At 63.2% G+C, this 25,848-nt stretch carries 20 protein-coding genes and 2 pseudogenes; 9 read left to right on the plus strand and 13 right to left on the minus strand.

Going from position 1 to position 25,848, the window contains the following annotated elements; genetic code table 11:
• Positions 1–20: 20 nt before the first annotated feature.
• From ACVIJ6_RS29080 to ACVIJ6_RS29095, 4 genes are all read right to left on the minus strand, one after another.
• Positions 21–1,637 carry an ABC transporter substrate-binding protein gene (locus ACVIJ6_RS29080; RefSeq protein ID WP_456775528.1) on the minus strand — a complete coding sequence of 539 codons (1,617 nt, stop codon included), beginning with the start codon at positions 1,635–1,637 and terminating at the stop codon, positions 21–23.
• Positions 1,638–1,953: 316 nt separating this feature from the next.
• Positions 1,954–3,579, minus strand: coding sequence for an ATP-binding protein (locus tag ACVIJ6_RS29085; RefSeq protein WP_456775529.1), 1,626 nt, complete (start codon positions 3,577–3,579; stop codon positions 1,954–1,956).
• Positions 3,576–4,277: a response regulator transcription factor gene (locus tag ACVIJ6_RS29090; RefSeq protein WP_456775530.1), complete on the minus strand. Its 702-nt coding sequence runs from the start codon at positions 4,275–4,277 to the stop codon at positions 3,576–3,578. Before ACVIJ6_RS29090 ends, ACVIJ6_RS29085 begins: the two co-directional genes overlap by 4 nt.
• A 23-nt stretch (positions 4,278–4,300) precedes the next feature.
• Complete coding sequence (locus tag ACVIJ6_RS29095; protein WP_456775531.1) at positions 4,301–5,782, minus strand: DUF4153 domain-containing protein; 1,482 nt, start codon at positions 5,780–5,782, stop codon at positions 4,301–4,303.
• 209 nt (positions 5,783–5,991) lie between these two features.
• Between ACVIJ6_RS29095 and ACVIJ6_RS29100 the strand changes: the two genes are divergently transcribed.
• Positions 5,992–7,422, plus strand: coding sequence for a glycoside hydrolase family 3 N-terminal domain-containing protein (locus tag ACVIJ6_RS29100; protein WP_456775532.1), 1,431 nt, complete (start codon positions 5,992–5,994; stop codon positions 7,420–7,422).
• Here ACVIJ6_RS29100 and ACVIJ6_RS29105 read toward each other — a convergent pair.
• The 3 genes from ACVIJ6_RS29105 to ACVIJ6_RS29115 form a co-directional block, all read right to left on the minus strand.
• Positions 7,387–7,674, minus strand: coding sequence for a hypothetical protein (locus tag ACVIJ6_RS29105; RefSeq protein WP_012044367.1), 288 nt, complete (start codon positions 7,672–7,674; stop codon positions 7,387–7,389). The genes ACVIJ6_RS29100 and ACVIJ6_RS29105 overlap by 36 nt on opposite strands.
• 131 nt (positions 7,675–7,805) lie before the next feature.
• Positions 7,806–7,997 carry a DUF3072 domain-containing protein gene (locus ACVIJ6_RS29110; RefSeq protein ID WP_456775533.1) on the minus strand — a complete coding sequence of 64 codons (192 nt, stop codon included), beginning with the start codon at positions 7,995–7,997 and terminating at the stop codon, positions 7,806–7,808.
• Positions 7,998–8,124: 127 nt separating this feature from the next.
• Positions 8,125–8,424 carry a hypothetical protein gene (locus tag ACVIJ6_RS29115; RefSeq protein WP_041751541.1) on the minus strand — a complete coding sequence of 100 codons (300 nt, stop codon included), beginning with the start codon at positions 8,422–8,424 and terminating at the stop codon, positions 8,125–8,127.
• A 220-nt stretch (positions 8,425–8,644) separates the two neighbouring features.
• Here ACVIJ6_RS29115 and ACVIJ6_RS29120 point away from each other — a divergent pair, with 220 nt between their 5' ends.
• Positions 8,645–9,205 carry a type 1 glutamine amidotransferase domain-containing protein gene (locus ACVIJ6_RS29120; RefSeq protein WP_456775534.1) on the plus strand — a complete coding sequence of 187 codons (561 nt, stop codon included), beginning with the start codon at positions 8,645–8,647 and terminating at the stop codon, positions 9,203–9,205.
• Between the two features lie 201 nt (positions 9,206–9,406).
• Here the strand turns inward: ACVIJ6_RS29120 and ACVIJ6_RS29125 are convergent, their stop codons facing one another.
• The 3 genes from ACVIJ6_RS29125 to ACVIJ6_RS29135 all read right to left on the minus strand — a co-directional run bounded on the left by ACVIJ6_RS29125 (position 9,407) and on the right by ACVIJ6_RS29135 (position 18,302).
• Positions 9,407–10,900, minus strand: a complete 1,494-nt coding sequence (locus tag ACVIJ6_RS29125) for an HWE histidine kinase domain-containing protein (protein ID WP_456775535.1) — start codon at positions 10,898–10,900, stop codon at positions 9,407–9,409.
• A gap of 13 nt (positions 10,901–10,913) precedes the next feature.
• Positions 10,914–17,096 (minus strand): HAMP domain-containing protein, encoded by a 6,183-nt coding sequence (locus tag ACVIJ6_RS29130; RefSeq protein WP_456777105.1) that lies wholly within the window; start codon positions 17,094–17,096, stop codon positions 10,914–10,916.
• Between the two features lie 873 nt (positions 17,097–17,969).
• Complete coding sequence (locus tag ACVIJ6_RS29135; protein WP_456775536.1) at positions 17,970–18,302, minus strand: hypothetical protein; 333 nt, start codon at positions 18,300–18,302, stop codon at positions 17,970–17,972.
• Positions 18,303–18,397: 95 nt separating this feature from the next.
• On the opposite strand from ACVIJ6_RS29135, the gene ACVIJ6_RS29140 reads away from it, so the two are divergent.
• Positions 18,398–18,592, plus strand: coding sequence for a hypothetical protein (locus tag ACVIJ6_RS29140; protein ID WP_456775537.1), 195 nt, complete (start codon positions 18,398–18,400; stop codon positions 18,590–18,592).
• A 21-nt stretch (positions 18,593–18,613) separates the two neighbouring features.
• The gene (locus ACVIJ6_RS29145) at positions 18,614–18,745 is read left to right on the plus strand and encodes a hypothetical protein (RefSeq protein ID WP_434867169.1); all 132 of its coding nucleotides are present in this window, start codon (positions 18,614–18,616) and stop codon (positions 18,743–18,745) included.
• Between the two features lie 13 nt (positions 18,746–18,758).
• Here ACVIJ6_RS29145 and ACVIJ6_RS29150 read toward each other — a convergent pair.
• Positions 18,759–19,772 (minus strand): annotated as a pseudogene (locus tag ACVIJ6_RS29150) (SDR family oxidoreductase).
• 201 nt (positions 19,773–19,973) lie between these two features.
• Between ACVIJ6_RS29150 and ACVIJ6_RS29155 the strand changes: the two are divergent.
• From ACVIJ6_RS29155 to ACVIJ6_RS29170, 4 genes and pseudogenes are all read left to right on the plus strand, one after another.
• Positions 19,974–20,204: a DUF6894 family protein gene (locus tag ACVIJ6_RS29155; protein WP_456775538.1), complete on the plus strand. Its 231-nt coding sequence runs from the start codon at positions 19,974–19,976 to the stop codon at positions 20,202–20,204.
• A gap of 23 nt (positions 20,205–20,227) precedes the next feature.
• Positions 20,228–20,386: a hypothetical protein gene (locus ACVIJ6_RS29160; protein ID WP_456775539.1), complete on the plus strand. Its 159-nt coding sequence runs from the start codon at positions 20,228–20,230 to the stop codon at positions 20,384–20,386.
• 86 nt (positions 20,387–20,472) lie between these two features.
• Positions 20,473–20,850: a PRC-barrel domain-containing protein gene (locus ACVIJ6_RS29165; protein WP_456775540.1), complete on the plus strand. Its 378-nt coding sequence runs from the start codon at positions 20,473–20,475 to the stop codon at positions 20,848–20,850.
• Positions 20,851–21,064: 214 nt separating this feature from the next.
• Positions 21,065–21,225, plus strand: a pseudogene (locus ACVIJ6_RS29170) (HlyD family secretion protein); the annotation flags it as partial.
• Positions 21,226–21,242: 17 nt separating this feature from the next.
• Here ACVIJ6_RS29170 and ACVIJ6_RS29175 read toward each other — a convergent pair.
• Positions 21,243–21,518 (minus strand): hypothetical protein, encoded by a 276-nt coding sequence (locus tag ACVIJ6_RS29175; protein WP_456775541.1) that lies wholly within the window; start codon positions 21,516–21,518, stop codon positions 21,243–21,245.
• A gap of 301 nt (positions 21,519–21,819) precedes the next feature.
• Positions 21,820–21,975, minus strand: coding sequence for a hypothetical protein (locus tag ACVIJ6_RS29180; RefSeq protein WP_012043977.1), 156 nt, complete (start codon positions 21,973–21,975; stop codon positions 21,820–21,822).
• Between the two features lie 1,673 nt (positions 21,976–23,648).
• Here ACVIJ6_RS29180 and ACVIJ6_RS29185 point away from each other — a divergent pair.
• A complete protein-coding gene (locus tag ACVIJ6_RS29185; protein WP_456775542.1) occupies positions 23,649–25,673 on the plus strand; it encodes an acyltransferase family protein in 2,025 nt (674 codons plus the stop codon).
• Positions 25,674–25,848: the final 175 nt, after the last annotated feature.

Raw genomic sequence — 25,848 nt, forward strand, 5'->3', positions numbered from 1 at the left:
TCATTCTGACCGACTTCGGCTCAGGCGGAAAGCCAGAGATCATGCCAGCTCGACGATCCCCAGCGCGGCGTGTTGGAGTGGTTGCGTGCCTTCGCCGTGATCACGGTGACGAAGATCTGCTCGATCGGCATCCACACCGGCAGCTCGGTATTGGCCTCGCGCACGAAGTCGGCATAGAGCGCCTTGCGCTTGACGGGGTCGACCTCGGTCGCCGCATCATCGATGATCTTGTCGATCTTGGCGTCGTCCCAGCCCCATTGGTTGGTCCAGGGGGCGCCCTTCGGCTGGCCGGAGCGATACCACACCGTGGTGGAGACTGCCGGGTCGTTGCGGTACTGGTGCCAGCCGGTGGCGAGATCGAAGGCGTGCTCGTCATAGACCTGCTTGAGGAAGCCGCCGCCGTCATTGCGAACGATCTCGACAGCGATGCCGACCTCGCTGAGGGATTGCTGGATGAAGGTCGACCACAGCGAGATGTCCTCGCCCCATGGCGCGGGCAGCAGCTTCAGCGAGAAGCGGGTTCCCCCGGCGCCGGGCTTGTAGCCGGCCTCGTCGAGCAGCGCTGCGGCCTTGGCCTTGTCATAGGGATATTGCGGCGTGTTCGCGCCGGGATAGAAATCGGTCGAGGTCGACGGGATCGGCCCGGTGCCGAGCTTGGCGAAATCGCCGAGGAAGTTCTCGATGAAGAAGGGGACGTTGATCGCGTGGGCGATGGCGCGGCGCACCTTGATGTCGGACAGTTCCTTGCGGCGAACGTTGAATTCCAGCGTATTGGTGCGGGCGTTGCCCTCATTGCCCTTGGTCGAGACGACGAAGCGCTTGTCCTTGCCGAGCCGCGCCATGTCCGAGATCGTCAGCCCCGAGAACGGGCTGTAATGCAGCTCGCCCGCCTCGAGCTGCGCGGCGGCGGCGGCGCGGTCGGTGATCACCTTCCACACGATGCGGTCGAGATAGGGCGCGTTGGACCGCCAATAATCGGCATTGCGCTCGGCAATGATGTATTGCCCGCGCTCATATTTCACGAACTTGAACGGGCCGGTGCCGACAGGGGCGAGGTTGGCGGGGTTCTGCCGGATGTCGCCGTTCTCATAGATGTGCTTGGCGGAGACATAGCCGAGATCGGGCAGCGCGCGCAGCAGCAAATTGAGCGGCATCGGGCGCTCGTAGCGGAAGATCGCGGTCTGCGGATCCGGCGTGTCCACCGCCGTCAAAAACAGCTGCAGCGTCGATCCGTAGTTGAGGATCTTCTTCCACATGTTCATGGCCGTGAAGGCGACATCGTCGGACGTGAACGGCTTGCCGTCATGCCAGGTGATGCCCTTGCGCAGCTTGAACGTGATCGTCTTGCCGTCGGGCGTGGCCTCCCAGCTCTCGGCGAGCACGCCGACCGGCTGACCGTTGGCGTCGAGATCGACGAGGTTTTCCTGGATCTTGCCGCCGATGATGTAGACGCCGGTCGAGGCCTGCAGGCTCGGATTCAGCTGTCGCTGCTCGGCGCCGTAATGGACGTTGAAAACGCCGCCCTTGCGCGGGGTCTCCTGGGCGAAGGCCCGGAGGGGGTTGACCACGTTTGCCGCGATGGCGGCAGAGGTCAGAAGAGCGGTACGGCGGTTGATCTCGAAACGGCTCGAATTCATCAAGGTCTCCCGAAGGCCATGGCGACGCTGGCCAATGGTGCAATCGCGGCGAGATTACGCGGATCGAGAGGCTGAGTCATTCCCAATCGCGCGGCCTGACCGTGGCTGCGGTAACCACCGTGCCGGCGCCGCTGGGCAATGGATCGCTCGTATACAAACATTCGGCAGCATGTTTGAACTCTCGCGCTGTGTGGCAAGAGGTTTTGCGGCCAGACGCGCGCCAGCCGACCTGCGTCCAGCGTGGGTCGATCCCGCCGTCCTCCACAGCAATAGGGTCGTCGGCGTTCAACCTCGAAGGAGGCCGCCAACTCAGATGCTATTTGAGGTGTGCGCGGCTGGCGTCCTCGGCGTCCCGGGCCGGCAGGCGCAGCGCGAAGCTGACCTCGGTCGTGTCCGGCAGGAGGTCGATCGCGCCGCCATGGCTGGTCATGATGGCCCGCACGATGGCCAGCCCCATTCCGGTGCCGCCGCTGTCCCGGCGGGTGGTGAAGAACGCATCGAAGATGCGCTCGCGGTTCCCCGCGGAGATCGGATCACCGTCGTTGCTGACCCGCAGGATCAGCTGATCCCTATGCTGCTCCGCCGCCAGACGGATGGTCCGGGCGCCGTGACGCACGGCGTTGTCTGCGAGATGCGTCAGGGCTATCAGAAGCGTCTCGCTGGAGAGCTCGACGCGACGGCTCAGCGCGCCCTGCGTTTCGAGCTGCAGTGCCGGAAACCGGGATCGCAGCTGATCGACGACGTCGGCCGGGCAGCAGGCATCGCTCTGCGGCAAGGCTTCGGCCCGGGCCAGTTCGCGCAGCCGCTGCGCCATCTGTTCCAGCCGCTCGGTATCGCCAAGAATGTTGAGAAGAAAGCGTTCCTGTTCGGCCCTTGTGAGGTGATCCGACGAGGCCCGGAGCGAATCCAACAGCAGCTCCGCCGCGCCCTTGATGGAGGTCAGCGGCGACTTCAGCTCATGCGTCAGATGCGCGGAAAAGTTCTTGAGGTAGCTGGAGCGCCGCGCCAGCTGCTCGGCCATGGCGAAGAAATGCTCGGCCAGCTCGGCGAAGTCTCGCGTGCCGTAATGGGCCAGCGGCCGGAATCCTGCCGGATCGTTCCGGCCGATCCTGCCGGCGCGATCGACGAGCTCGCGCATCGGTCGCGTGATCGTGCGGGCGACGATCAGCCCGACCAGCAAGGTCGTCAGGATGATCGCGGAGCCCGCCGCGACGAACTTGCCGCGCTCCTGATAGAGATGTTCGAAGATGTTGCGCGGTGTTCGCGACGTGTAGATCACGCCGGCGACGTGATCATTGACGATCACCGGCATGGCCGAGAAGACATGGACGCCGACACCGCGGCTGATCGAATAGATCGGGGGAGGCGATTTGTCGGGAATGCGGATGCGTAGCGCGGCGCTGTATTTTCCGCTCAGGGCGGAAGCGACCTCTTCGATGTGAGCGAGCGACTTGCCCATCTCATCGCGGCCGGCGATCACCACCCCGTGCGGATCGAGTATACGAAATCCAGCGAGGGTGACCTTCTGCGTTTCGCGGACGACCGGCCAGAGCCGTTCGCCGATCGCGACATAGGCCGGGTCCGCAGGCCGAATGGCCTCGCGGGCGTCAGGGCGGCGGACGAACAGATCATTTCCCAGGAGATCGAGCAGGGGCCTGATCGGGGTGACCTCATCTGACGCGTCGGGCCTGGCTTCGGGCGGGATCTCGGCACCGAGCGCAATTCCCGATGGGACGCGCGCCGCAACCTCCTCGGCAAAAATCGCGGCAAGCACGCGGCTCTGCGCGATCAGCTCGGCCTGCGTCTGACGGATCAGCTGGTTGTCGTAGATGCGGAAGAAGAACAATCCGACCAGCGGCAAGGTTGCGACCAAGGCCAGCACGCCGAAGACGATCTGTCCCAGCGACGGTCGCCATTTCTCCTTCGGTTTCGGCGCGATCATGGCGCGCCGCAGCGTCCGAGCCGGAAGCCGACGCCATGCACCGTTTCAATCGCGTCCTCACAACCAGCCGCTGCAAGCTTGGCGCGGATGTTGCGGATGTGGCTGTCGATGGTGCGGTCGGAGACCTGTATATTGAGCTGATAGGCCGCCGTCATGATCTGCTCGCGGCTGAATACGACCGTGGCGCGCGTCATCAGTGTGCGCAGGATGCTGAATTCGAGCGCCGTCAGCGCCAGCGGCGTCTCGCCAAAGCAAGCGAGGTGCTGCTGCGGGTCGAGGCGAAGCCGGCCGTGGATCAGCTCGTCCGGCTCGGCCGTGCGATGGGCTCCGGCGGTCGCCACCCGGCGGAGAATGACGTTGACCCGGGCCACCAGTTCGCGCGGGCTGAACGGCTTGGTGACGTAGTCGTCGCCACCGATCTCCAGCCCGAGGATGCGGTCGATCTCCTCGTCCCGCGCCGAGAGAAACAGGATCGGCACCTGCGACGTCCTGCGGATGCGCCGGCAGACCTCCAGCCCGTCGAATTCCGGCATGCCGACGTCGAGGACGATCAGGTCTGGTCGCTCGTCGGTGAACTTGATCAGGGCGGCGCGGCCGTCGGCGGCTTCCGTCACCGCCATGCCGGCCTTGCTTAACGCAACGCGCACCACCTCCCGGATATGCGGGTCATCGTCGACAATGAGGATTCGGGGGGACACGGTCGGGGCTCCGCGGCGACACATCAGCTGGGGTTCTGCAACAGGGGATGTGTATCGAGATAGCGCTGCAAGCGCCAGCCGCGAAAGCTCCAGGAGCGCCAGTCCGCCATCCGACTTTGCTGCTGCAGGAGGAGGCGGTCTCGGTCCGCTGTCAGCCGCCGGTCGGATGGCGACATCAGCATGGCCCGGTCGAGCGCCGGCAGCGCCTGCGGCCCGAGCCAGACGAGGTAATCGCTGTCGATGGACGGGCCGCTCCGCCCGGCCTCGCGGCTGTGGGCCACGTTGTAATCGGCGATCACGGCGTCAAGATTGACGAACGTGCAGGCGTAGATCGTGATCGAAAGCATCACCAGGTTCATGCGGATCAGCCAGGCACTCGGCTTGTCGAGGACGATCCTGAGCACGATGAGAACGAGGCCCATTGCAACCAGAATCATCCAGATCAACGCTGCGATTCGCCAGTAGGTCAGGGCGTAGGTGTCGACATACATGTGCAGCCGCTGGATCGAAGAGACGACCAGCATCACGTTCTGTGCCACCCAGAGATAGATCAGTGGACGAATGAGCGGCGACCCGGTTGCCGTGATTTCGGAGCGGCCTGCGACGATGACGAAAGCGGCTGCAAGCAGCGCCGTGACGATCAGAACATAGGCCCCTCGGTGCGCATAGGCCGCGTATGTCACGCCGTTCGGAAGCGCAGCATGTCCCCACAGATAGGCTCCGTCGAGAATGGTCTGGATGGCAAACAGGACGTTGAACAGGATCAACGACCGGATCACGGTCGCGGGACCGAGCACGGTGGACAGCTGGGACGGGGCCTGATCGGGCTCGCGGTCGAACGCCGGCTGCGTCGGCTCGACACGCTGGCGCCAGCGCAGGTGGACGAACGGCCATATCATCGATAGCGCCAATAGCCAGAAGATCGCACGCGCCGTCGTCAGCTCCGAAGCAGATCTGTCGAAGCTGAAGACATCGAGCCATTGCGCGATGACCGGATTCGCGACCGCGAACAACAGGGCGAAGACCCCGCCGAGCGTCAGCGGAATGCTCCAGACCAGCAGGGCGCGCGTGAGCGAATGATCGCGCAGCATCATGATGATGTCGGGCACGAGCCGGAATGGTCCGATCAGGAGCAGCTGTCGGGCGGCGGTCAGCGGCAGCGTGAATCCGCGGGCGCCTGGATGGGTCGCGAATGCCACCGCCGACAGGATCATGACCAGCATGATGGGGAATGACAGCAGGCCCAGATCCTCGACGACAGGAGCCAAGCCCGCGACGAAGAGGGCAGTCGCTCCGATCAGCCGGCGGCGCGAGATCATCGCGACATTGACGAGGATGCCGGTCGTGGCGAGCGCGGCGAGGAAGAGCGGCAGGCCAAGGCCGATGGGGCGGCCGTCGTAGAGCAGTATGTCGGCCATTCCGACGAGGCTCAGAGCGATTGCGAATTTGAGCCATCTGGAATCAGATGCGGCTGGGGTGGCCGTCGGCTCGGCGGAGGCGGTCATGCGAAGGTCCTCGATGGGAGCGATGCGGCCAGGATGCACCAGCCGATGAGCCACCATGACGCCGTCACGTGCAGCCGCTGACGAGCGGGTCTGCAGCATTTCAGGATTTGTTTGCAGATTTCGTGCAGAGGCGACTCCGCCGCTGGCGCCGGCGGATCGGCATTGTTACGCAAAGGCCGTCTTTCCCCCTGGAATGATCGGCTGCACACATGCTCGGGCGTATCGGGACGGCAGTCCTCTGGAGCCTTGCTCTGCTCTTCATATTCATCACGTTCAACAGTAACGAGCCGTATCTCGTTCGGCTGCGCGGCACGGGTCACGCCGCCTTGCTGATCATCGGTCTGGCGGCTCCGCTTCTGCTCCTGCTCAGCGGACGCTGGCGGCGCGGCCTCTCCGGGAGGCTGCTCGTCCTCGTCTGGTGCATCCCGCTGCTCGCACTGACATCAACGCAATTCACGTTCGCCTGGCGCAAGTACGAGACGTTCGACACTGCGCCCGAGGTCGCGCGGCTGCTCGGGCGGCATTTCATGGTTGGTTACACGTCGACGGCGGATGCTGCCGCGCTGGCGCGGCAGGGCCTGATCGCCGGCATCTACGTGACCCACCACAATATCCGAGGCCGAACCGCTGCTCAACTTCGTGCTGAGATCGCGCGGCTGCAGGCCGAGCGGGTCAGCGCCGGCCTGCCACCTCTGCTGGTCTCGGCCGATCAGGAGGGAGGCTCTGTCGCGCACCTGTCTCCGGCTGTGCCGAACATGCCCGCTCTTGCGACCTTGGCCGACCTGCCGGAGGCGCGGCGGATGCCGCGGGCGCTCGAGATGGGACAGAGCCAGGGACGGTCCCTCGCGGATGCCGGTATCACCTTGAATCTCGCGCCGGTCGTCGATCTGCGGCCGAGCTGGACGCACAACAGGTTCGACTTTCACACGCTGATCAGTCGGCGCGCGATCTCCAATGATCCGGCCGTGGTCGGCGACATCGCGCTCGGCTATGTGCGCGGTCTCGAGGCCAGTGGCATTCGCGCCGCCGTCAAGCACTTCCCGGGTCTCGGGCGCGTTGCGGTCGACACGCATCATTTCTCCGCAGATCTAGAAACACCTGCGGAGGTCTTGGAACAGTCGGATTGGCGGCCCTTTCGTCAGGTACTCGACAATTCGGATGCGGCGATAATGGTCGGCCACGTCGTGGTCGATGCGATCGACCGCGAGCGTCCGGCATCGCATTCCAAGGCCGTGCTCGACGGTCTGATCCGCGGCCGATGGAACTACCAGGGAGTGATCATCACCGACGATCTGGTGATGGGCGCGATCTACGGCCGCGATCTCTGCAAGGCTGTCGTCGAGGCTCTCAGCGGCGGCGCCGATCTCCTGCTCGTCGCCTATGATGGCACGCAGTTCCACCGCGTGCTGGCCTGCGCCAAGACGGCGCTGGCGGAAGGACGGATCGATCTGGCGGCCCTCCGCAGGAGCGATGAGCGTTTGCGGCGATGGATGCCACGGGAGGAGGGGCCTCTGGCAGCGAATGCCTCGACAGGCGACATGACCGCGCCGAGCCGGCATCGCAGCCTGGCCGATGAGGACACTGGTCCAATAAACGGCGCGTCGTCAGCGCGGACCGTTGCCGGTCCAGTCGCGCCATGAGACGTTGGAGAGGCTTCGCAGATCCGTGGCCAGCGGGCGTCGCGCCTGCTTGTCGTATTGGCCGATGACTTGCTCCGACTCGCGGATCTTGAGCTGGAGCTCAGCCACCTGCCGCTTGGTCCGTTCTATCGCCTTGGCGTCGGCGCTTTCGCCGACTGTGAACCGCGCTGTCTCGATTTGCTTCAGAGCCGCGCGGTACTTCTTGAGCTGAGCGCGATGCCAGGCAACCTTGCTGTCACTGTCCGCAACCATGGGGTACTCCCGCGAAATGCGGCAAGACTAGACGACCGAGTCCTGATTCGCGACCTTTTCAGGCTGTTTCAGCCTGTCGCCGAAGCCACTGGAATACCGGTCCCGCTACTTGGTGGACAGATCGAACGATCTCAGTCCAATCCCGCTGCGCGCCGCATCTCGTCGATCAGCTCGGACGCTTCAGCCTTAGTCCGCACCTCCTTCGTCGGATCGGGCTGGCCTGCCTGCTCACTCAGAGTCTTCAAGTAGGAGGTTTGCGCATTGGTCACTGGATCGTCTCCCGACGCCCAATCCTTCGGATCCTTTTCAATCTTCTCGGTCATGCCGATTTCCACTCTTGGCTGCATCTCACGTGGTTGAATCCCATGAGGTGCCAACGCGGATGATCGCAGAATGTTCCGTATATGTTCTTGGTACGAAAAGAAGGCTGGTCGTGCCAATTGCCCGTGCTCATGAGGACGTCTCTGCCGCCGTCTTCTTTCCCGCAGGCGACGGGCGTTGCTCCGCGCCGTTGTCAAGAGTCCGGTCAGCGCTGCGCGCGTCTGGAAAAACGATCTCTTGGCCAGGAGCTCCAGCAAGCTCGTCCGCCGTGGCTTCGCAAGGTTTGATCTCGAAATTGTTGTCGAGCACCTTCTCGCCGTGCGTATCCAAGGTCACGAGATCTGCACGCTCCGCGGCCTCCCAGACCTCGCGCTCGGTCCGAAACGGACGGGTCATTTGTTCGTCATTCTCAAAAAGCGCATAGGGCACGAGGAGCTCCAGATCGCAATCCGTGGACGGAGCGTCCGGCTGGTCCGCGTGGCCGGGGCGGACAGGGGCTGCTCCCGCATACAAACTGCGGCAGAGCTTCGCTGTTCCATGCTGAGACCAATGCGCTCGATGAGTTGTGACGATCAGTCCTGACCTGCGCCGGGAACGATGGTCGCGCCGGCCGGGTTGGCCAGCATATCCGTCTGAACAGGAGAGCATCATGGATATCAAGGGAAAGCGGATCGCCATTCTCGCCACGAATGGCTTCGAACAATCGGAGCTCGAAGTGCCGCGTGATCGCTTGAAGCAGGCCGGAGCGACCGTCGACGTGATCTCGCTCGCCGCGGGCGAGATCAAGGGCTGGGACCAGAAGGATTGGGGGCGGCCCGTCAAGGTCGACAAGACGCTCGACCAGGCATCGGCCTCGGACTACGACGCCATCGTGCTGCCGGGCGGCCAGATCAACCCGGACCTCTTGCGTCTCGAGCCGAAGGCGCTGAAGTTCATCAAGGACATCTTCGAGGCAAAGAAGATCGTGGCCGCGGTCTGCCATGCGCCATGGCTGCTGATCGAGACGGGCATCGCGAAAGGCCGCAAGATGACGTCCTACAAGTCGATCAAGACCGACGTCGTGAATGCCGGTGCGGATTGGCAGGATGCGGAGGTGGTCGTCGACCAAGGTGTGATCACGTCGCGCAATCCCGGTGATCTGGAAGCGTTCAGTGCCAAGATCATCGAGGAGGTCAAGGAGGGCCGGCATCTGCAGCGAAGCGCCGCTTAAGGGGGCCAGCCGGACCGGGAAGGCCGACTGAGGCGGCATCCCGGCCCGAACGGACTCTGCGCCCGAGGGGGCGAACGCTGGGCCACAGCCCACACGGAGTTGCCTCCGGCGAGATGAGGGAACGCCGCCGGAGACGAAGGGAAGGCGTCGGCTGCGGCGCGTCGTTCCTAATTTCGTCGCACCGGCGTCGCCCGCCGCCGTTCAGCCGGCTGCGCGCTGTCGAGCAGGGTTGGGCGTGGCGCTCGTGAAGGAGCTCGTCATCTCCGGCGGCATCGCGCCCGGACGTAAGGGCACGATCAACCGACAGATCAGCCCTTCGGGCCGCCAGTCAAACCAGGCGCGCCCGCCGAGCTGGCTCTCGACACTAGCCATCAAACTCCGGGTGCCAAATCCGCGGGAGGTCGGCACGTGGACCCGCGGCCCGCCGGTCTCGATCCACACGATCTCGAGAACGTCGTCTTCGATGGTCCATTTGACCGAGAGATGACCGGAGCGGACCGACAGCGCGCCGTATTTGGCCGAGTTCGTCACCAGCTCGTGCAGGGCCAGCGCCAGGGTTTGTGCGGTGGCCGGCTGGAGCTGGAGTTCGGCACCGCCGATCGCCACCTGTCCGCCGGTCGCATAGGGCGCGAGCTCCTCGCCGATCAGCCGGCTGATCTCTGCGCCCTGCCAGCTCGAAAGCGAGAGAATGGTATGAACGCGTGCGAGCGCGCTGATGCGGCCCTCGACTGCGCTGACATAGGTCCGCACGCTGTCGGCCTTGGTGAGCCTCACGATCGACTGCGCCAAGGTCAGCGCGTTCTTGGCCCGGTGATCGACCTCGCGGGTCAATAGGTTCTGGCGCTCTTCGGCGCGCTTGCGCTCGGTAATGTCGATGGTGACGCCGCTGACCCGGATCACGCGTCCAGCCTTGTCGGTCGTCGCCGCCGCCGTTCCAACGCACCAGCGCTGTTCGCCATCGGGCCTGTTGATGCGGAACTCGGCCTCGCAGGACGTCGTCCCGCGGCCGAGCTCAGCGACCACCTGCCGCGCACGCTCGGCATCCTCGGGATGCAAGAGGCTCATGATGTTGACGTTGTTGAGCTCGAAGGTCTGCGGCGTGACGCCGAAGATGCGGTATTGGCCTTCGTCCCACATCCAGTCGCCATTGATGCCATCCCAATCCCAGGACCCCATCCTTCCGGCCGCGATGGCCATGCTGCGTCGCTGCTCGCTCTCCAGTAGCTGGGCCGTGGATCTTTCGAGCTCTGCGGTGCGCGCGCGAACGCGGCTCTCGAGCTCCTGGTTCAAATGTTCCAGCTCGCGCGTCTTGCGATAGAGTTCAGTGAACACCTTGATTTTCGCGCGCAAGACCTCGGGCACGACCGGTACCGGCACATAGTCGACCGCGCCCATTTCATAGCCGCGCAACCGGTCGAAATCGCTGACTTGAACTGCCGAGATGAAGATGATCGCGATCTTCTGAAACCGCGGATGCTCGCGGATCATCTGCGCCAGCTCGAAGCCGTCGAGCTCCGGCATGCAGACGTCCACCAGGATGACCGCGATCTCGTTCTTCAGGAGAATCTCGAGCGCCTCGCGGCCGGACGTGGCGACCACGAGGTTTTCGCCGAGTTCCTTGAGGATGACCTCATAGGCGAGCAGCTTCGCGGGCTGGTCGTCAACCAGGAGGATGTTGACCTTTTCATGTTCCATGATGATGCGCCGTTCAGCGGTGCAGCCACATGCGGATCGCAAGAAGCAACTGCTCGGTGTTGACGGGTTTTGCGAGATAATCGGAAGCACCGGCTTCGAGGCACTTCTCGCGATCTCCCTTCATGGCCTTCGCGGTCAGCGCGATGATCGGGAGCCGGGCAAAGGCAGGGTTCTGCCGGATGACACCGATCGTCTGGTAACCATCCATCTGCGGCATCATGATGTCCATCAGCACGATCGAGATCGCAGGCGTGCTTTGCACGAGTCCGATCGCTTCGGCGCCGGTCGTCGCGGTCAGCACCTTCATGCCGCGGCGCTCCAGCACGCTCGACAGTGCGAAGATGTTGCGGGCGTCGTCGTCGACCAGCAGAACCGTTTTTCCCACGAGGTCTTCGTCGGAGCTGTTCAGCTTTTCGAGCATTCGCTGCTTCTCTATCGGCAGTTCCGTGATGACGCGATGAAGGAACAAGGCTGTCTCGTCGAGCAGCCGCTCCGGAGACTCGACGCCCTTCACGACGATGCTGCGGGCCATCGTGTGTAGTTCCGCATCCTCCTCGGCGGACAATTCGCGGCCGGTGAAGACGACGACGGGAATGCCTGACAAGGTTTCGTCCGAACGCAACTGATCGAGCACGTCGAATCCGCTCATGTCCGGCAGGCGGAGATCGAGAACGACGCAATCGCAGGGCGTGCTGCGCAGCGCCTCCAGCGCGCCGGCGCCGGTGTCCGCTGCGAGGATCTCGATGTCGTCGTGATCGAGCAACTGACGGATGCTGAGCTGTTCGGCTGCATTGTCCTCGACGATCAACAGACGCTTGCGTCGCGGCTGCGCGTACTCCTTGATCTGGCTGAGCGCAGCGCTCACGCCCTCCGTGGTTGTCGGCTTGTTGACGAAGGAGAACGCTCCACGCGCCAGCGCATGCTGACGGTCCTCGTCCAGCGTGATGATCTGCACCGGAATGTGCCGGGTCAGAGGATTGTGCTTGAGCTGGCTCAGAACAGTCCAGCCCAGCATGTCCGGCAGGAACACATCCAGGGAAATGGCAGCGGGCTGGTACTGCTTGGCGAGGTCGAGGGCTTCCGCGCCGCGGGTGGCGACCAGGATCTTGAAGCCCTTGTCGCGCGCGAGGTCGATCAGCACGCGGGCATAATGCGGGTCGTCCTCGACAATCAGCAGAATGGTGTCGCCGGGCGCAAGATCGAGCCTGTCATCGGCCAGCTGTTCGGCGACGCGATCGGGGGCCGGAGGCTGCTGCGCCGGCAGCAGCGGCGGCGTATAGGATGCCGCTGGTGTCGCGCTGATGCGCGGAGCGACGGCCGGACCGGAATATTTCAGCGGCAGATAAAGTGTGAACGTGCTGCCCTTGCCGGGGGCGCTCCTCAGATGAATTTCACCGCCCAGCAGGTTCGCGAGCTCGCGGCTGATGGCGAGCCCGAGCCCGGTGCCGCCATATTTGCGGCTGGTCCCGGCGTCGGCCTGCTGGAAGGCCTCGAAGATCAGCTTCTGCTTTTCCTGGGGAATGCCGATGCCGGTGTCGGAAACTTCAAAGGCGATGACGGCCGGCGCGGTGTTGAGGACCGGATGCTCAGCACTCCACCCGCCAAGTGCAGCCGAGACTTTCAACCGGACGCCGCCGTCCGCGGTGAATTTGAAGGCATTCGAGAGCAGGTTCTTCAGCACCTGTTGCAGCCGCTTGGAATCCGTAACGATGCTTCGTGCAAGGTTCGGATCGACATCGATGTTGAAGGAGAGCAGGCGGTTTTCCGCCTCGTGCCGGAACGGACGGCCAACCGTCTCCAGGAGGTTGGCGGTGAGGATCTCCTCGGCGTCGACGGTCACCGTGCCGGACTCGATCTTGGACAGGTCGAGAATGTCGCTGATCAGGTTGAGAAGATCGGTGCCAGCACCATGAATCGTACGGGCGAATTCGACCTGCTTCATGGTCAGGTTGCCGTCGGGGTTTTCCGTCAGCTGCTGGCCCAGGATCAGGATGCTGTTGAGTGGCGTGCGCAGCTCGTGCGACATGTTGGCCAGGAACTCGGACTTGTACTTGGACGTGAGGGCAAGCTCCGTCGCCTTTTCCTCGAGCGCGCGGCGGGCCTGCTCGATCTCCTGGTTCTTGCGCTCCACCTCTACATTGCGCTCGGCCAGCTGCTGGGCCTTCTGTTCGAGCTGCTCGTTGGTCTGCTGCAGCTCGCGCTGCTGCGCCTGCAGCTCCGCGGCGAGTTGCTGCGACTGTTTGAGCAGACCCTCGGTCTGCATGGTGGCTTCGATCGAGTTGAGCACGATGCCGATGGAGTCGGTGAGCTGCTCCAGGAACGTCATCTGCGACGTTGTGAACGGGCTGAGCGACGCCAGCTCGATCACCGCCTTGACCTGGTTCTCGAACAACACCGGGAGCACGACGAGGTTCTTCGGGACGGCGCGAAGCAAAGCAGAGCCGACTGGAATGACGTCGGATGGAATCTCGGAGATCAGTCGTTGCCGCTTGTCGATGGCGCACTGGCCGATCAGCCCCTCGCCGAACTGCACCAGCTGGCGATGGGGATATACGCCATCATCGGCGTAGGAGGCGAGCAGGCGTAGCTGCGGCGTATACTCGTTCTCGACCTGGTAGATCACGCCGCGATGCGCATTCACGAGCGGCGTCAGCTCGGTCAGCAGCAGGCGGCCGACGGTCGTCAGATCGCGCTGCCCCTGCAGCATGTTGGTGAAGCGGGCGAGGTTCGTCTTCAGCCAGTCCTGCTCGGTGTTGAGGTCGGTCGTGAGCCGCAGGTTGGTGATCATGGTGTTGATGTTGTCTTTGAGCTCGGCCACCTCGCCGCGCGCATCGACCTGAATGCTCCGCGTGAGGTCGCCCTTGGTCACGGCAGTCGCGACCTCGGCGATGGCGCGGACCTGCGACGTCAGATTGGCCGCGAGCAGGTTGACGTTGCCGGTCAGGTCCTTCCAGGTGCCGGCCGCGCCGGGCACGTTGGCCTGGCCGCCGAGCCGCCCTTCGACGCCGACCTCACGGGCGACGCTCGTGACCTGATCGGCAAAGGTCGCGAGCGTCTCGGTCATGTTGTTGATGGTGTCGGCGAGGGCTGCGACCTCACCCTTGGACTTCACAGTCAGGTTCTGCTTGAGATCGCCATTGGCCACGGCCGTGACCACCTTGACGATGCCGCGGACCTGTTCGGTCAGGTTGGCCGCCATGAAGTTCACGGTGTCGGTGAGGTCCTTCCAGGTTCCGGCGACTCCCGGCACCTGGGCCTGGCCGCCAAGCTTGCCTTCGGTGCCGACCTCGCGGGCCACGCGTGTCACCTCGCCGGCGAAGGCGTTGAGCTGATCGACCATCGTGTTGATGGTGTTCTTCAGCTCGAGAATCTCGCCCTTCACGTCGACGGTGATCTTGCGCGACAGGTCGCCTCGCGCCACCGCCGTGGTGACCTCGGCGATGTTGCGAACCTGCGTGGTGAGATTGGCCGCGAGCAGGTTGACGTTGTCGGTCAGGTCCTTCCAGGTGCCGCCGACGCCGGGCACCACGGCTTGGCCGCCGAGACGGCCCTCGGTGCCGACCTCGCGCGCCACGCGCGTCACCTCGGCGGCGAAGGAGCGCAACTGCTCGACCATCGTGTTCAAGGTGTCCTTGAGCAGCAGGATCTCGCCGCGCACGTCGACGGTGATCTTCTTCGACAGGTCGCCGCCGGCGATGGCGGTCGCGACCTCGGCGATGTTGCGGACCTGCGCCGTCAGGTTGGAAGCCATGAAGTTGACGCTGTCGGTGAGATCCTTCCAGGTGCCGGCGACTTCAGGCACCTCGGCCTGACCGCCGAGCTTGCCTTCGGTGCCGACCTCGCGGGCGACGCGCGTCACCTCGGATGCGAACGCATTGAGCTGGTCGACCATGGTGTTGATGGTGTTCTTCAGCTCGAGAATCTCGCCCTTCACGTCGACCGTGATCTTGCGCGAGAGGTCGCCGCGCGCCACGGCCGTGGTGACCTCCGCGATATTGCGGACCTGGGCGGTCAGATTGCCGGCCATCGAGTTGACGCTGTCGGTGAGATCCTTCCAGGTGCCGGCGACGCCGGGCACGTTGGCCTGTCCGCCGAGCCGGCCCTCGGTGCCGACCTCGCGGGCCACGCGCGTGACCTCGCCGGCAAAGCGGTTGAGCTGATCCACCATCGTGTTCAGCGTTTCCTTCAGGCTCAGGATCTCGCCGCGGACGTCGACCGTGATCTTGCGCGACAGGTCGCCACCGGCGATGGCGGTGGCCACCTCGGCGATGTTGCGGACCTGGGCGGTCAGATTGCCGGCCATTGAGTTGACGCTGTCGGTGAGATCCTTCCAGGTGCCGGCGACGCCCGGCACCTCGGCCTGGCCGCCGAGCTTGCCGTCGGTGCCGACCTCGCGGGCGACGCGCGTGACCTCGCCGGCGAAGGCGTTGAGCTGATCGACCATCGTGTTCAGCGTCTCCTTCAGCTGGAGAATCTCGCCTGACACATTGACGGTGATCTTCTTCGAGAGATCGCCCTTGGCGACAGCGGTTGCCACCTCGGCGATGTTGCGAACCTGGCCGGTCAGGTTGGACGCCATCGAGTTGACGCTGTCAGTGAGGTCCTTCCAGGTTCCCGCAACGCCGCGCACCATCGCCTGGCCGCCGAGCTTGCCCTCGGTTCCGACCTCGCGGGCGACGCGCGTGACCTCGCCGGCGAAGGCATTGAGCTGGTCGACCATCGTGTTGATGGTGTCCTTCAGCTCCAGGATCTCGCCGCGCACGTCGACGGTGATCTTCTTGGACAGGTCGCCATTGGCGACCGCGGTCGTCACCTCGGCGATGTTGCGGACCTGCGCCGTCAGGTTCGAGGCCATCGAGTTGACGCTCTCGGTCAGATCCTTCCAGGTGCCGGCAACACCCAGCACATTGGCCTGGCCGCCGAGCCGTCCTTCGGTTCCGACCTCCCGCGCGACGCGCGTGACCTCGCCGGCAAAGGCGTTGAGCTGGTCGACCATCGTGTTCAGCGTCTCTTTCAGCTGAAGGATCTCGCCGGAGACGTTCACGGTGATCTTCTTCGACAGGTCGCCGCTCGCAATGGCTGTCGCCACGTCGGCGATATTGCGGACCTGCGCCGTCAGGTTCGATGCCATGAAGTTGACGTTGTCGGTGAGGTCCTTCCAGGTGCCGGCGACGCCCGGCACCTTCGCTTGGCCGCCGAGCTTGCCTTCGGTGCCGACCTCGCGGGCCACGCGCGTCACCTCAGACGCGAAGGCATTGAGCTGGTCGACCATCGTATTGATCGTGTCCTTCAGCTCCAGGATCTCGCCGCGAACGTCGACCGTGATCTTGCGCGAGAGGTCGCCGCGCGCGACCGCCGTGGTCACATTGGCGATGTTGCGGACCTGCGCGGTGAGGTTGCCGCACATCGCGTTGACCGAGTCGGTGAGATCCTTCCAGGTGCCGGCGACGCCGGGGACGATGGCCTGGCCGCCGAGCTTGCCGTCCGTGCCGACTTCGCGCGCGACGCGCGTCACTTCCGAAGCAAACGATCGCAGCTGGTCGACCATCGTGTTGATGGCCTCCTTCAGTTGCAGAATCTCGCCGCGGACATCGACCGTGATCTTCTTCGACAGATCGCCATTGGCGACCGCGATCGTCACCTCCGCGATATTGCGGACCTGACCGGTCAGGTTGTTGGCCATGGAGTTGACGCTCTCGGTCAAATCCTTCCAGACGCCTGTCACCTCCGGAACCTGCGCTTGACCGCCCAGCTTGCCTTCGGTTCCCACCTCGCGAGCGACGCGCGTCACTTCCGAGGTGAAGACGCTTAGCTGCTTGATCATAGTGTTGACGATGTTGGCCGACTGGAGAAACTCACCGCCGAGCGGCCGGCCGTCGACATCGAGTTTCACCGTTTGCAGAAGATCGCCCTGCGCGACCGCGGCAACGGCCCGGGTGACCTCGCGGGTCGGCCAGAGAAGGTCATCGATCAAGGTGTTGATGGAGCCTTCCATGTCGGCCCAGGAGCCGCTGGCGATGCCGAACCTCACGCGCTGGCGGGTCTTTCCCTCGCGACCGACAACCTGGCCGACGCGCTCGAGCTGATGCGCCATCCGCTGATTGGCTGCTATGATCTCGTTGAACGTATCCGCGATCTTGCCGTCGATCCCGAGATAGTCGCCGCTCATGCGCACGGAGAAGTCGCCGGAGCGCATGGCCTGAAGCGCCCGAAGCAGATCCTGGCTGGCATCAGCGGTCTCGGTCCCCTGGCCATTTCGGCCGAAGCCTTGCCGCCGCGGCGACGGACTATCGGCAGTATCGAGATCGCTCATCAAGTTCCCCCGAGGCAGAAATGACCACTCGCCGTATCCGAGACTCGCATAGTCGCAGAATAGAAGCTGCGGCAACTCGCCAAATCAAGCCGGATACAGATAATCCCACTGATGGAACCGCACGGATACGGCACAAGCGGCTCAACTTCTCTTCGCGAAAAATGTTCCAAACATTTTCGTCGCCCAGGTGTGACCGCATTGGAACTGGCGCTGCTCCATGGATTTGATTGGCGAGCAGAAGCTGATGAATAAACCACTCGTGATCAGTCGTGCCGTGTCCCTGTCTCTCGCGTCGACCGCAACAACCATGGCTCAATCGGGTCAACCCGGCGGACCGGGATCCATCACCGGAGACCCCGCAGTCAGCTCAGTCAATCCGCGATCGGCAACGGCCGTCGACTCGGGGCAGGGCAGTCGGAGCGGAAGTGGTACTTCGTCGTCCGGCGGACGCGATGACGACGGCGATCAGGGCAGGGACAAGATGCCGGAGAGCAATTCCAGCGTCAGGTCGCCGCAAGCAGCAGAACAAGACCGGCCGTTGACACGATCGGACTATTTCGTCGCAAGAGCTGCCTTTATGTCGGCGAGCTCGTTCTGCAGCAGGCCGAGTTCGGCTGCAACAAAACGCTGAAGCTCGGCATTATCGGGTGCCTGAAGGTACTTCGTGAGGATGGTGACGGTTCAGTCATATTCTGCGACCTGCGCGGCGTAAAACTGTCGCACGAAACTGGGGCCGTCGGCCGGGTCGACGTCGGTCTACATGGTCTCTCGGCCGAGCGACTGCTTCGATGCTGGCTCAGCCTTGAGGCCTGTTCGGGTCTGGAGTTCGACCAGGGCGCGGGCCCGCCGCGTGGCGGCATCGGCCCGAATCGCTGCCGCGCTCGTCAAATCGGCGCGGTCGAACGCGGACGTCCGGTCGCTGGCGGATTGCTGAAATGCATTGAACTCGTTCAGCTTCGCGAGGACCTGAGCCGCGCCAGGCAAAGGTGCTTCCGCGGGCCTCCCCGCTTTGCTCTCGGGTTGAGCAACGCTCGGCGCCACAGATGTCAGCAGAAGCGCACTGGCGAAAAGGGTGACGACGCGAAGCATCCCTCGATAATGATGAAACGGTCTGCAGGTTCCAGGCTGCATTAATATCGCGTAACGCGGTTGCGTGCGTCCGGCAGGCTTCCCAAGTCATCGAAATGAAGCAATCAGACATCTTCAGAGAAAACGCCGACAATTGTCTTCACCTTGCGGAGCGCGCCGGAAGTGATCCGGCATTCCGCCGCTTCACGCGGATGGCTCACGGCTGGCACGCGCTTGCCGACGAGCAGGATTGGCTGGACGGTGAGGTCGCGCCGGTGACCGCCGGCAAGGCCGACCCGCTCGGCGATTAACCTGCGAAAGGAGAACCCGGGATGGCCCCACGTACCGTGCTCATAGCGCTCCTGACCGCCTTCAGCGTGGCCTCGGCGGTCGCCGCATTCACGACGATCCGCCAGGTTCATACCGAAGCGTATTCGCTTCCGCAGCCGGTCACCCATATCTGATGAGGCTGCCGCGTCAGGGGTGGCCTGACCCTCCGGAAGACCCATAGACCTGGCCATTCGCGTAGCTCGCGTCGGCTGCGGCGAGCTGAACGTAGATCGAGGCCAACTCGGCGGGCTGACCCGGACGACCCAGCGGCGTTTGACCGCCGAACTTCTCCAGCTTCTCCATCGTTGCTCCGCCCGACACCTGCAGCGGCGTCCAGATCGGGCCGGGCGCAACGGCGTTGACGCGAATGCCCTTCGGTCCAAGCTGCTTTGCAATCGATTTTACGTAGTTCATGGTGGCAGCCTTGGTCTGGGCGTAGTCATAAAGATCCGGCGACGGGTCATAGGCCTGCTCGGACGAGGTGCCGATGATCACCGAACCTGGCCGGAGATGAGGGAGAGCGGCCTTGATGATCCAGAACGTAGCATAGATATTCGTTTTCATCGTCGCGTCGAAATCCTCCGACGAGACGTCGAGGATCGACTGACGTGCCTGCTGCCGCGCTGCGTTGCTGACGATGATGTCCAGCCCGCCGAGCGCCTCGATAGCCTGCTGCACCAGCTGCTGGCAGAACCGCTCGTCGCGCAGATCACCAAGCAGTGCGACCGCCTTTCGTCCCTCTGCCTTGATGAGGTCGATCACCTCCCGTGCATCCGGTTCCTCGGTCGGATAGTAGTTGATGGCGACGTCCGCGCCTTCGCGGGCATAGGCGATCGCCGCCGCCCGGCCCATCCCCGAGTCGCCGCCAGTGATCAGGGCCTTGCGGCCGGCAAGGCGCTCGGAGCCAGTGTAGCTGGTCTCGCCGTGATCGGGGCGCGGCGACATCTTGCTGGCAAGACCCGGCCAGGGCTGCGACTACCGTTCGAATGGCGGCCTGGGATAGTTGTTCGTCGGATCGATAAGCCCTTGAGGGGCTCCGGAGTCACTCGCCATCCTGTCTCGTCCTTTCGCTGCTGCTGAGGTCAAAGAAACAGCTACGAGCGTTGCCGTGCCCCCAACCATCCGGCGTCGGGACATCGAAGATCGGTGCTCATCGGCCATGTGCTTGTTCCTCGTGATGGTGCTCACCAACCAGACGGCCGACGAAGGTTTCGACTTGGTATTGGAAAATTGGCATGCAGTGATCGCGGATGAGGTGAGGCCAATTGGCGCGTTACGCATCGACCTGGGAACGAATGCCGGCTGGGTGCGTCGTTTCAGATCACGGATGCAAACACATCCGGCGAGGGCGCGAAGCTGAACGTGGGCAACAAGATGCCATTCTATCAATTTGATTTGACAAACAACGAACCGGTCGCGGCAGAACGCGACGTTGAACTGCCGGGCGACGTCGAGGCGATGGACTCGGCCGATGTTATCGCGCGTCAGCTCATCGCCGCGTATCCCGAACTCCGCAGCCAGAATTACGCGCTGCTGGTCACTAACGAGGAGGGAGACGAGATCCGTCGTGTCCCGCTCGCCCTGCTTCACTAAGCGAACCAAAAGGAGACACGCAGATGACGCGAGATAGCCAGGGGATCGTGAGGACCGAACGCGGCGAGGAGCAGCCGGCCGACAAGGAGCGGGCTCAGGCAGCTCACCAGACGACGTCGCCCCAATCGCCCTCCCATGACGCGACGCGTCATCCAGAGCGCAAGGACGATACGACAGCTTGACGTAAAGAGCTGCTTGAGAATGGCGGGAACATCGCCCGCAGGGGGCACGCTGCCGGTCTTCGAAGCTCTTAAGAACGGAGGTTGAGATGACGCTCGACACGTCCATGCTGGACCAACGCGAATATGGCAATCTGATCGGGAGTGATAAGGTCGAAGGCACCGCCGTCTATGGCGCTGACGACAGCAAGATTGGCACGATCGAACGTGTGATGATCGACAAGCTGAGCGGCCGGGCGTCGTATGTAGTTTTGGCTTATGGCGGCTTTCTCGGCTTGGGTAACGACCATTATCCTCTGCCTTGGCAATCGCTGAAATATGACACCCGTCTTGGCGGCTATGTGACGGGCGTGACCGAGGAGCAGCTTCGTGGTGCGCCGAAATATTCCGACGAGCGCGAATGGGACTGGGGCGACCTCGCAACGGGCCGCAAAGTCGACGACTATTACGGGGTCAGACTCGCTTAGGTGATATGCGCGGCGTCATCGCCCGGGAACGAAGTGCGGGCCGGTCTATGACTGTGCGCACGCGCCGGGGCATGAACCAGGCGCGCCCACCACGAAAACTGAGGTGATCCCGTGGATGCCCAGATCAAGCCGCGTGGCTGTGCTCCGCGGATGAGCTGCGTCCGAGTGATCGACGGGCAGGGCAGCCGCTGCGGGAGCAGGGCCGCCAGGGCGTCGCTTGCAGCAGGCAAGGGCGCAACTCGACCAGGCCAACCTCAATCTGCAATATACGAACGTCACGGCGGCCGAGCAGGGCCGGGTCGTCAAGCTGAGCGCAGCCAAGGGACGCCTGCCACGGCCGGGCAGAGCCTGATGATGTTCGTCCAGGACGACGTCTAGCGAGCCTGCCGGCCTCAGGCGGCCGGCGACGATTGTAGACCGCTCTCGGGCGCCGCGCCGACGAGGCTCCGCCTGCTCGACAGCCAGACGGGAATCTCGCGATAGCAGGTGCCCTTCTCGTTCATCTCGGCGACGGTCCAGCGGCTCGGATGCCGCTCCTTGCCGACGAACACCCAATCATCCGCCGATGGCGGCGGCTCATTGGGCCGGGTTCTCAGCCAGGCCGAACGGGCTCCCTTGGGCAGGCGGTCCTGCTTCATCTGATAGAGATCATAGACTGGCGAACGCATGACGCTACTCGTCCTCAAGCAACCGACTCACCTGCTGAGCGTGTCGAGCGGTCGCGGCGAAATTGTGGGAGCGTTGCGACCACCTTGTGCAAAACTCGCATGGTGAAAAATCGCAATGCGCAAGACGCGCACGCGCTGTCGGGGCTGGTCCACGCCGCCGCCGTACCACGCATCATGGCAGATCGATTTGAAAGAAAGACGACGCGCGGGGTGGTTGAAGAGCCCCGCGAGCCGAATTCTGCAAACTAAGATGGTATCGCGCAATGAATGACCCGCCGGGATCCCCAGCGGTGAGCTTGCATCAGAAGAAAGCGTAGCTGAGATCGAGTCCGTAGGTGGCGTGAAGAATGAAGCCAAATGCAGTGGCGCCGCATAGCATCAGGATGGTCCGCAGCTTCTCGGAGTCGATGCGGGTCTCTTCGAGATGGGTCGGGAGAGCCTTGGTCAGTGTTGTCATTGTGGACCTCTGTACGCGAAACGAAGACTGAGATTGAGGCACGAAAAGAATATACGGAGATGATTAGAAGCCCTTTCGGGGCGGGATCATGTTGAAGCCCAGAAGAGTTCTAATTGTGAAAGTGGAACCCAGCATCGTGCAGAATTTGGGGCAAAGTTGAGGAAAGTAAATGATCCGCAAACTAAATCTCAGGTTGCTATTAGTTGCGCGAAGTATTGTTGCACGTCTCGGCTGTCTAATAACGGCGGCAGGTTGTCGAACGGTGAGCCTGCACCCTCCTAGGCTGAATTCCGGCGGAAAAGCTGCTGGAAGAGTCAACGCCTGCTTCAACTTGGCCGTCTTAACAACTGCTCGAGAGGAGTCGCGGCGCCCGGTTGCAAAAGCAACTCGAAGTATAGGCCCAGCGCGTCCCGGCGTCGGCCAATTTGCGGCAAGGAGTGGGCGAGTGTGGCGATCTCGCCACTAGTTTGCAGAGGTCGATGGCCTGACCGGTATCATATGAAGGATGGTGGCAGAAGCCTCCCGCCGAGGTCTCATTGTGGATGCAGTCCTCTAACATCAGCCATACTCTCATCGTGCGCTGTCGCCACCGGTCGAGCCAACATCGGGTGTCGAGATGACTGTCGAGGGGCCGCAAAGGGGCGCGCATCCGCGATCTCGCGGCCGGGATGCCCGAGTTTTGCTGTTGAACGACCCTCTGAACGACCCTCGCTCGAACCCGCGAGGGGGCAGGGAATGCCGGGTGAAGGCCTCACCCATGGCCCGCCTGCGAACAAAATGCAGGCGGCAGTGACCACAGGTGGTGCCGATCAACCGGCATTCCCTGCGCGACGGTGTTAACGGCTGCTTCGCGCGCTCCCTGGTGCTCCGGGCGTTCTGGCCACCATGCGCACAATGCGCTCGCACGCACTGCGCGGGGATATCAGCATCGGGATATCAAGACCACGCGACTTGACCGTGCGCCGCGAGATTGTTCGTCCGCATGATCGCCATGCTGCAACCCGCTGCGCCCGCCACATCCCACACTCAACGCTCGTGACGATCGCGATGCGTCCCTCTGCCGAGGCGAGACGCAGCCAGTCAAACCGAATTTCGAGAAAAAGGAAACGGAGGAATTTTTTCATGGGCGACTGGACAGGCCAAATCGACTTGACGGAGTTAGTGATTTTAGTCTCTGCACGCAGGCGCTTTCGGTCGGCCAGCCGCGCTGGCAAGGCGCGCTTCTGATCCGTCATCGGAGGGCTGATTTGCCCGACGAGCAGTCTTGCTGCAGATCGCGCAGGGGCGCGGCTGATGGTGCTGCGCGGCGAGGCAACGCGCCTGACATGCCGGGCAGCGCTTCCCCATGTAAGTACAGAACTGAACGTCATTGATGATCCAACCCGGTCTTGGGCAGGAGCGTGCGCTGCGCCGCTGCAATTGCGCCGGCGTGTCCGCGAATAGTTCACATGAATGCCACATAAAAAGCCTGTTTCGGCAAAGCTGCCGCCGAAGTCTCGGCTGTCCCGGAATTCTGTGTGTCGATTTCGCGTGATGCGTTTCGGTGACACACAAGAGAGAAATGCATGATGATTGTTTCTGTTTGTTGATGTTCGTGTCCAGAGATGTCACGTGGAGTCATGGGATAGGCGGTACGTTTCGCGCCCATCAGGACTAATAGCGTGACGTGTAAAATGCGTTTGGAGTATCGCGCGGACATTGATTATCTCCGCGTACTGGCCGTCGTGGCGGTCATTGGCTTTCACTACGACTTGCCAGGGTTCGGTGGCGGGTTCGTTGGCGTCGATATTTTCTTCGTCATTTCAGGCTATGTCATTGCCCGGCTGATATGGTCCGAGATCGATGCTGGATCGTTCTCCTTCTTGCGCTTCTATGAGCGAAGGGCGCGGCGGCTGCTTCCGGCGCTCTATCTGATGATCCTATCGACCGGGGTGGCGGCCTGGTTCGTGGCTCCGCCTGACGATTATCGGATGTTTTTTGGCAGCGCGGTCTCGGCTCTGCTGTTTTCGTCGAACATCTTCTTTTGGCTTCAGACCGGCTATTTCGATCTTCCCACCGTCGGCAAGGTTCTCATCCATACCTGGTCCTTGTCGGTCGAGGAGCAGTTCTACTTCCTTTTCCCGGTGGTGACGTGGCTGTGGAGCAGGCTGTTTGCCGATCCGACGTCGCGGCGATCGCTCGGGCTGGTCGCCGCCGGCACGGTGGCGTTGTGCGTTCTGAGCGAACTCTGGATCAAGCAATCGGCGTCCGCGGCGTTCTATGTTGCGCCATTGCGGGCCTGGGAGTTCCTGGTCGGAAGCATCGTCTTTCTGGGACAGCGGTGGTCGCCGGTCAGGCTTCCGGCGCGGCTTCTGCTTGCCACGCTGGGCTTTGCGTTCACGCTGCTTCCCGTGGTCGCGTTCCGGCCGGAGACGCGCTTTCCTGGGTTCAACGCGCTGCTGCCTTGCCTGGGCGCCGCGCTCTACATCCTCGCATTCAACCAGGAGCAGGGCAGGCCGGCGCTGCCATTTGGCACGTTCGGAGCGCGGCTCGGCCGATTGTCCTACTCGCTTTATCTCTGGCATTGGCCGGTCTTCGTGCTCGGCAGGGCCGCGCTCCCGCTGGAGGCCGCCGGTTCGGTCTCTGCGACGGCGGCGCTGCTGCTGTTGACGGTGCTGCTCGCCTCCCTCTCTTTTGTCCTGGTCGAGCGTCCTGCGCGGGAGCGGATCGAATGGCGCGGAGTGCCTGGTGCGCGGCTCATTGCATGCGCAGCCGTCGTGCTGATCGCGATCGGGGCTCACGGCTATTCGAACGACGGCTATGCCCAGCGCTTTCCGCAGTCGCAGGCGCGCATGCTCCGCTACAATAGCCAGACGGTGGCGCCATTCTACCGGACGCACAGCTGCTTCCTGCAGCCTGATGAGCCGCTCTCGACCTTCGACATGAAGGACTGCCTGAAGCCGATTGCCAACAAACGCAACGTTCTGCTCGCGGGGGACAGCATCGCTGCGCACTATGACTGGGGCTTGCGCAGCTATTTTCCCTCGGACTCCGTTCATCTGATGCAGATGACGGCGGCGGCCTGTGCTCCCTTTGTCGAACTGAAGCAGGACACATCGCGGAGCTGTAACGAGATCAATCAGATGCTGCGTGCCCAGATCAAGGCGCGGCGGTTCACCGGCATCATCCTTTCCGGAAACTGGCGCTTCTATTCCGAGTTCTATGATCGGCCGACGGAGCAGCGTTTCCACGACTATCTGCGTTCGCTGCTCGCAGCGGCTGACGAGGCCGGCATTCCCGTGCTGCTGCTGGGTCCCTCGCTTGAATTCCCGGCGCCGTTGGCGGCGACCCTGTTCAACTACGAGCGAAGTCATCTGCCGGCCGGCAAGTCGTTCATGCCGATCGAAGGGGCGTTCAAGGCGGATGACCGCATGAGGGAGATCGCGCGTTCATACCCGTCGGTTCAGTATGTTTCGATTCTGGACGCGATATGCCGCGCCAGGGAATGCCCGCTGAAGGCCGACCCGGAGACGCCGATCACATGGGACATCATCCATCTGACGCCGGAAGGCTCCCGCTTCGTCGTCGCCCAGCTCAAGCCTCAACTCGACGCGTTCTTGAGCAGATTGCAGACCGCGCCGGCGGGAGACATGGAGGAACTGATGGCGGGCAGTGGCGTGCCGGCGCCGCAAATCCACGTTCCCTCTCAGCTGCAATGATCAGCGGGGATCGGCGTCTTGCTGCGCCGAAGCGTGCTCAGGGGCGTTGGGAGCCGGTCCGTCCATGAGGGATCGTGTGGCATGGCGGAGCCGGGCGTCGTGAACCTTCCTGCGGCGTATGCGTTCCCTGTCGCCGCCTTCGCGGGGCCGCGAAAATGCTGCAACTATCGCTTCT

The sequence above is a fragment of the Bradyrhizobium sp. USDA 4369 genome, from assembly GCF_054056435.1.

Coding starts and splice junctions, on each gene's coding strand:
- ACVIJ6_RS29080 (WP_456775528.1), bottom strand. CDS start 1,637: ATGAATTCGAGCCGTTTCGAGATCAACCGCCGTACCGCTCTTCTGACC.
- ACVIJ6_RS29085 (WP_456775529.1), bottom strand. CDS start 3,579: ATGATCGCGCCGAAACCGAAGGAGAAATGGCGACCGTCGCTGGGACAG.
- ACVIJ6_RS29095 (WP_456775531.1), bottom strand. CDS start 5,782: ATGACCGCCTCCGCCGAGCCGACGGCCACCCCAGCCGCATCTGATTCC.
- ACVIJ6_RS29100 (WP_456775532.1), top strand. CDS start 5,992: ATGCTCGGGCGTATCGGGACGGCAGTCCTCTGGAGCCTTGCTCTGCTC.
- ACVIJ6_RS29105 (WP_012044367.1), bottom strand. CDS start 7,674: ATGGTTGCGGACAGTGACAGCAAGGTTGCCTGGCATCGCGCTCAGCTC.
- ACVIJ6_RS29110 (WP_456775533.1), bottom strand. CDS start 7,997: ATGACCGAGAAGATTGAAAAGGATCCGAAGGATTGGGCGTCGGGAGAC.
- ACVIJ6_RS29120 (WP_456775534.1), top strand. CDS start 8,645: ATGGATATCAAGGGAAAGCGGATCGCCATTCTCGCCACGAATGGCTTC.
- ACVIJ6_RS29125 (WP_456775535.1), bottom strand. CDS start 10,900: ATGGAACATGAAAAGGTCAACATCCTCCTGGTTGACGACCAGCCCGCG.
- ACVIJ6_RS29130 (WP_456777105.1), bottom strand. CDS start 17,096: ATGCGCTCCGGCGACTTCTCCGTGCGCATGAGCGGCGACTATCTCGGG.
- ACVIJ6_RS29135 (WP_456775536.1), bottom strand. CDS start 18,302: ATGCTTCGCGTCGTCACCCTTTTCGCCAGTGCGCTTCTGCTGACATCT.
- ACVIJ6_RS29140 (WP_456775537.1), top strand. CDS start 18,398: ATGAAGCAATCAGACATCTTCAGAGAAAACGCCGACAATTGTCTTCAC.
- ACVIJ6_RS29145 (WP_434867169.1), top strand. CDS start 18,614: ATGGCCCCACGTACCGTGCTCATAGCGCTCCTGACCGCCTTCAGCGTG.
- ACVIJ6_RS29160 (WP_456775539.1), top strand. CDS start 20,228: ATGACGCGAGATAGCCAGGGGATCGTGAGGACCGAACGCGGCGAGGAG.
- ACVIJ6_RS29165 (WP_456775540.1), top strand. CDS start 20,473: ATGACGCTCGACACGTCCATGCTGGACCAACGCGAATATGGCAATCTG.
- ACVIJ6_RS29175 (WP_456775541.1), bottom strand. CDS start 21,518: ATGCGTTCGCCAGTCTATGATCTCTATCAGATGAAGCAGGACCGCCTG.
- ACVIJ6_RS29180 (WP_012043977.1), bottom strand. CDS start 21,975: ATGACAACACTGACCAAGGCTCTCCCGACCCATCTCGAAGAGACCCGC.
- ACVIJ6_RS29185 (WP_456775542.1), top strand. CDS start 23,649: ATGCGTTTGGAGTATCGCGCGGACATTGATTATCTCCGCGTACTGGCC.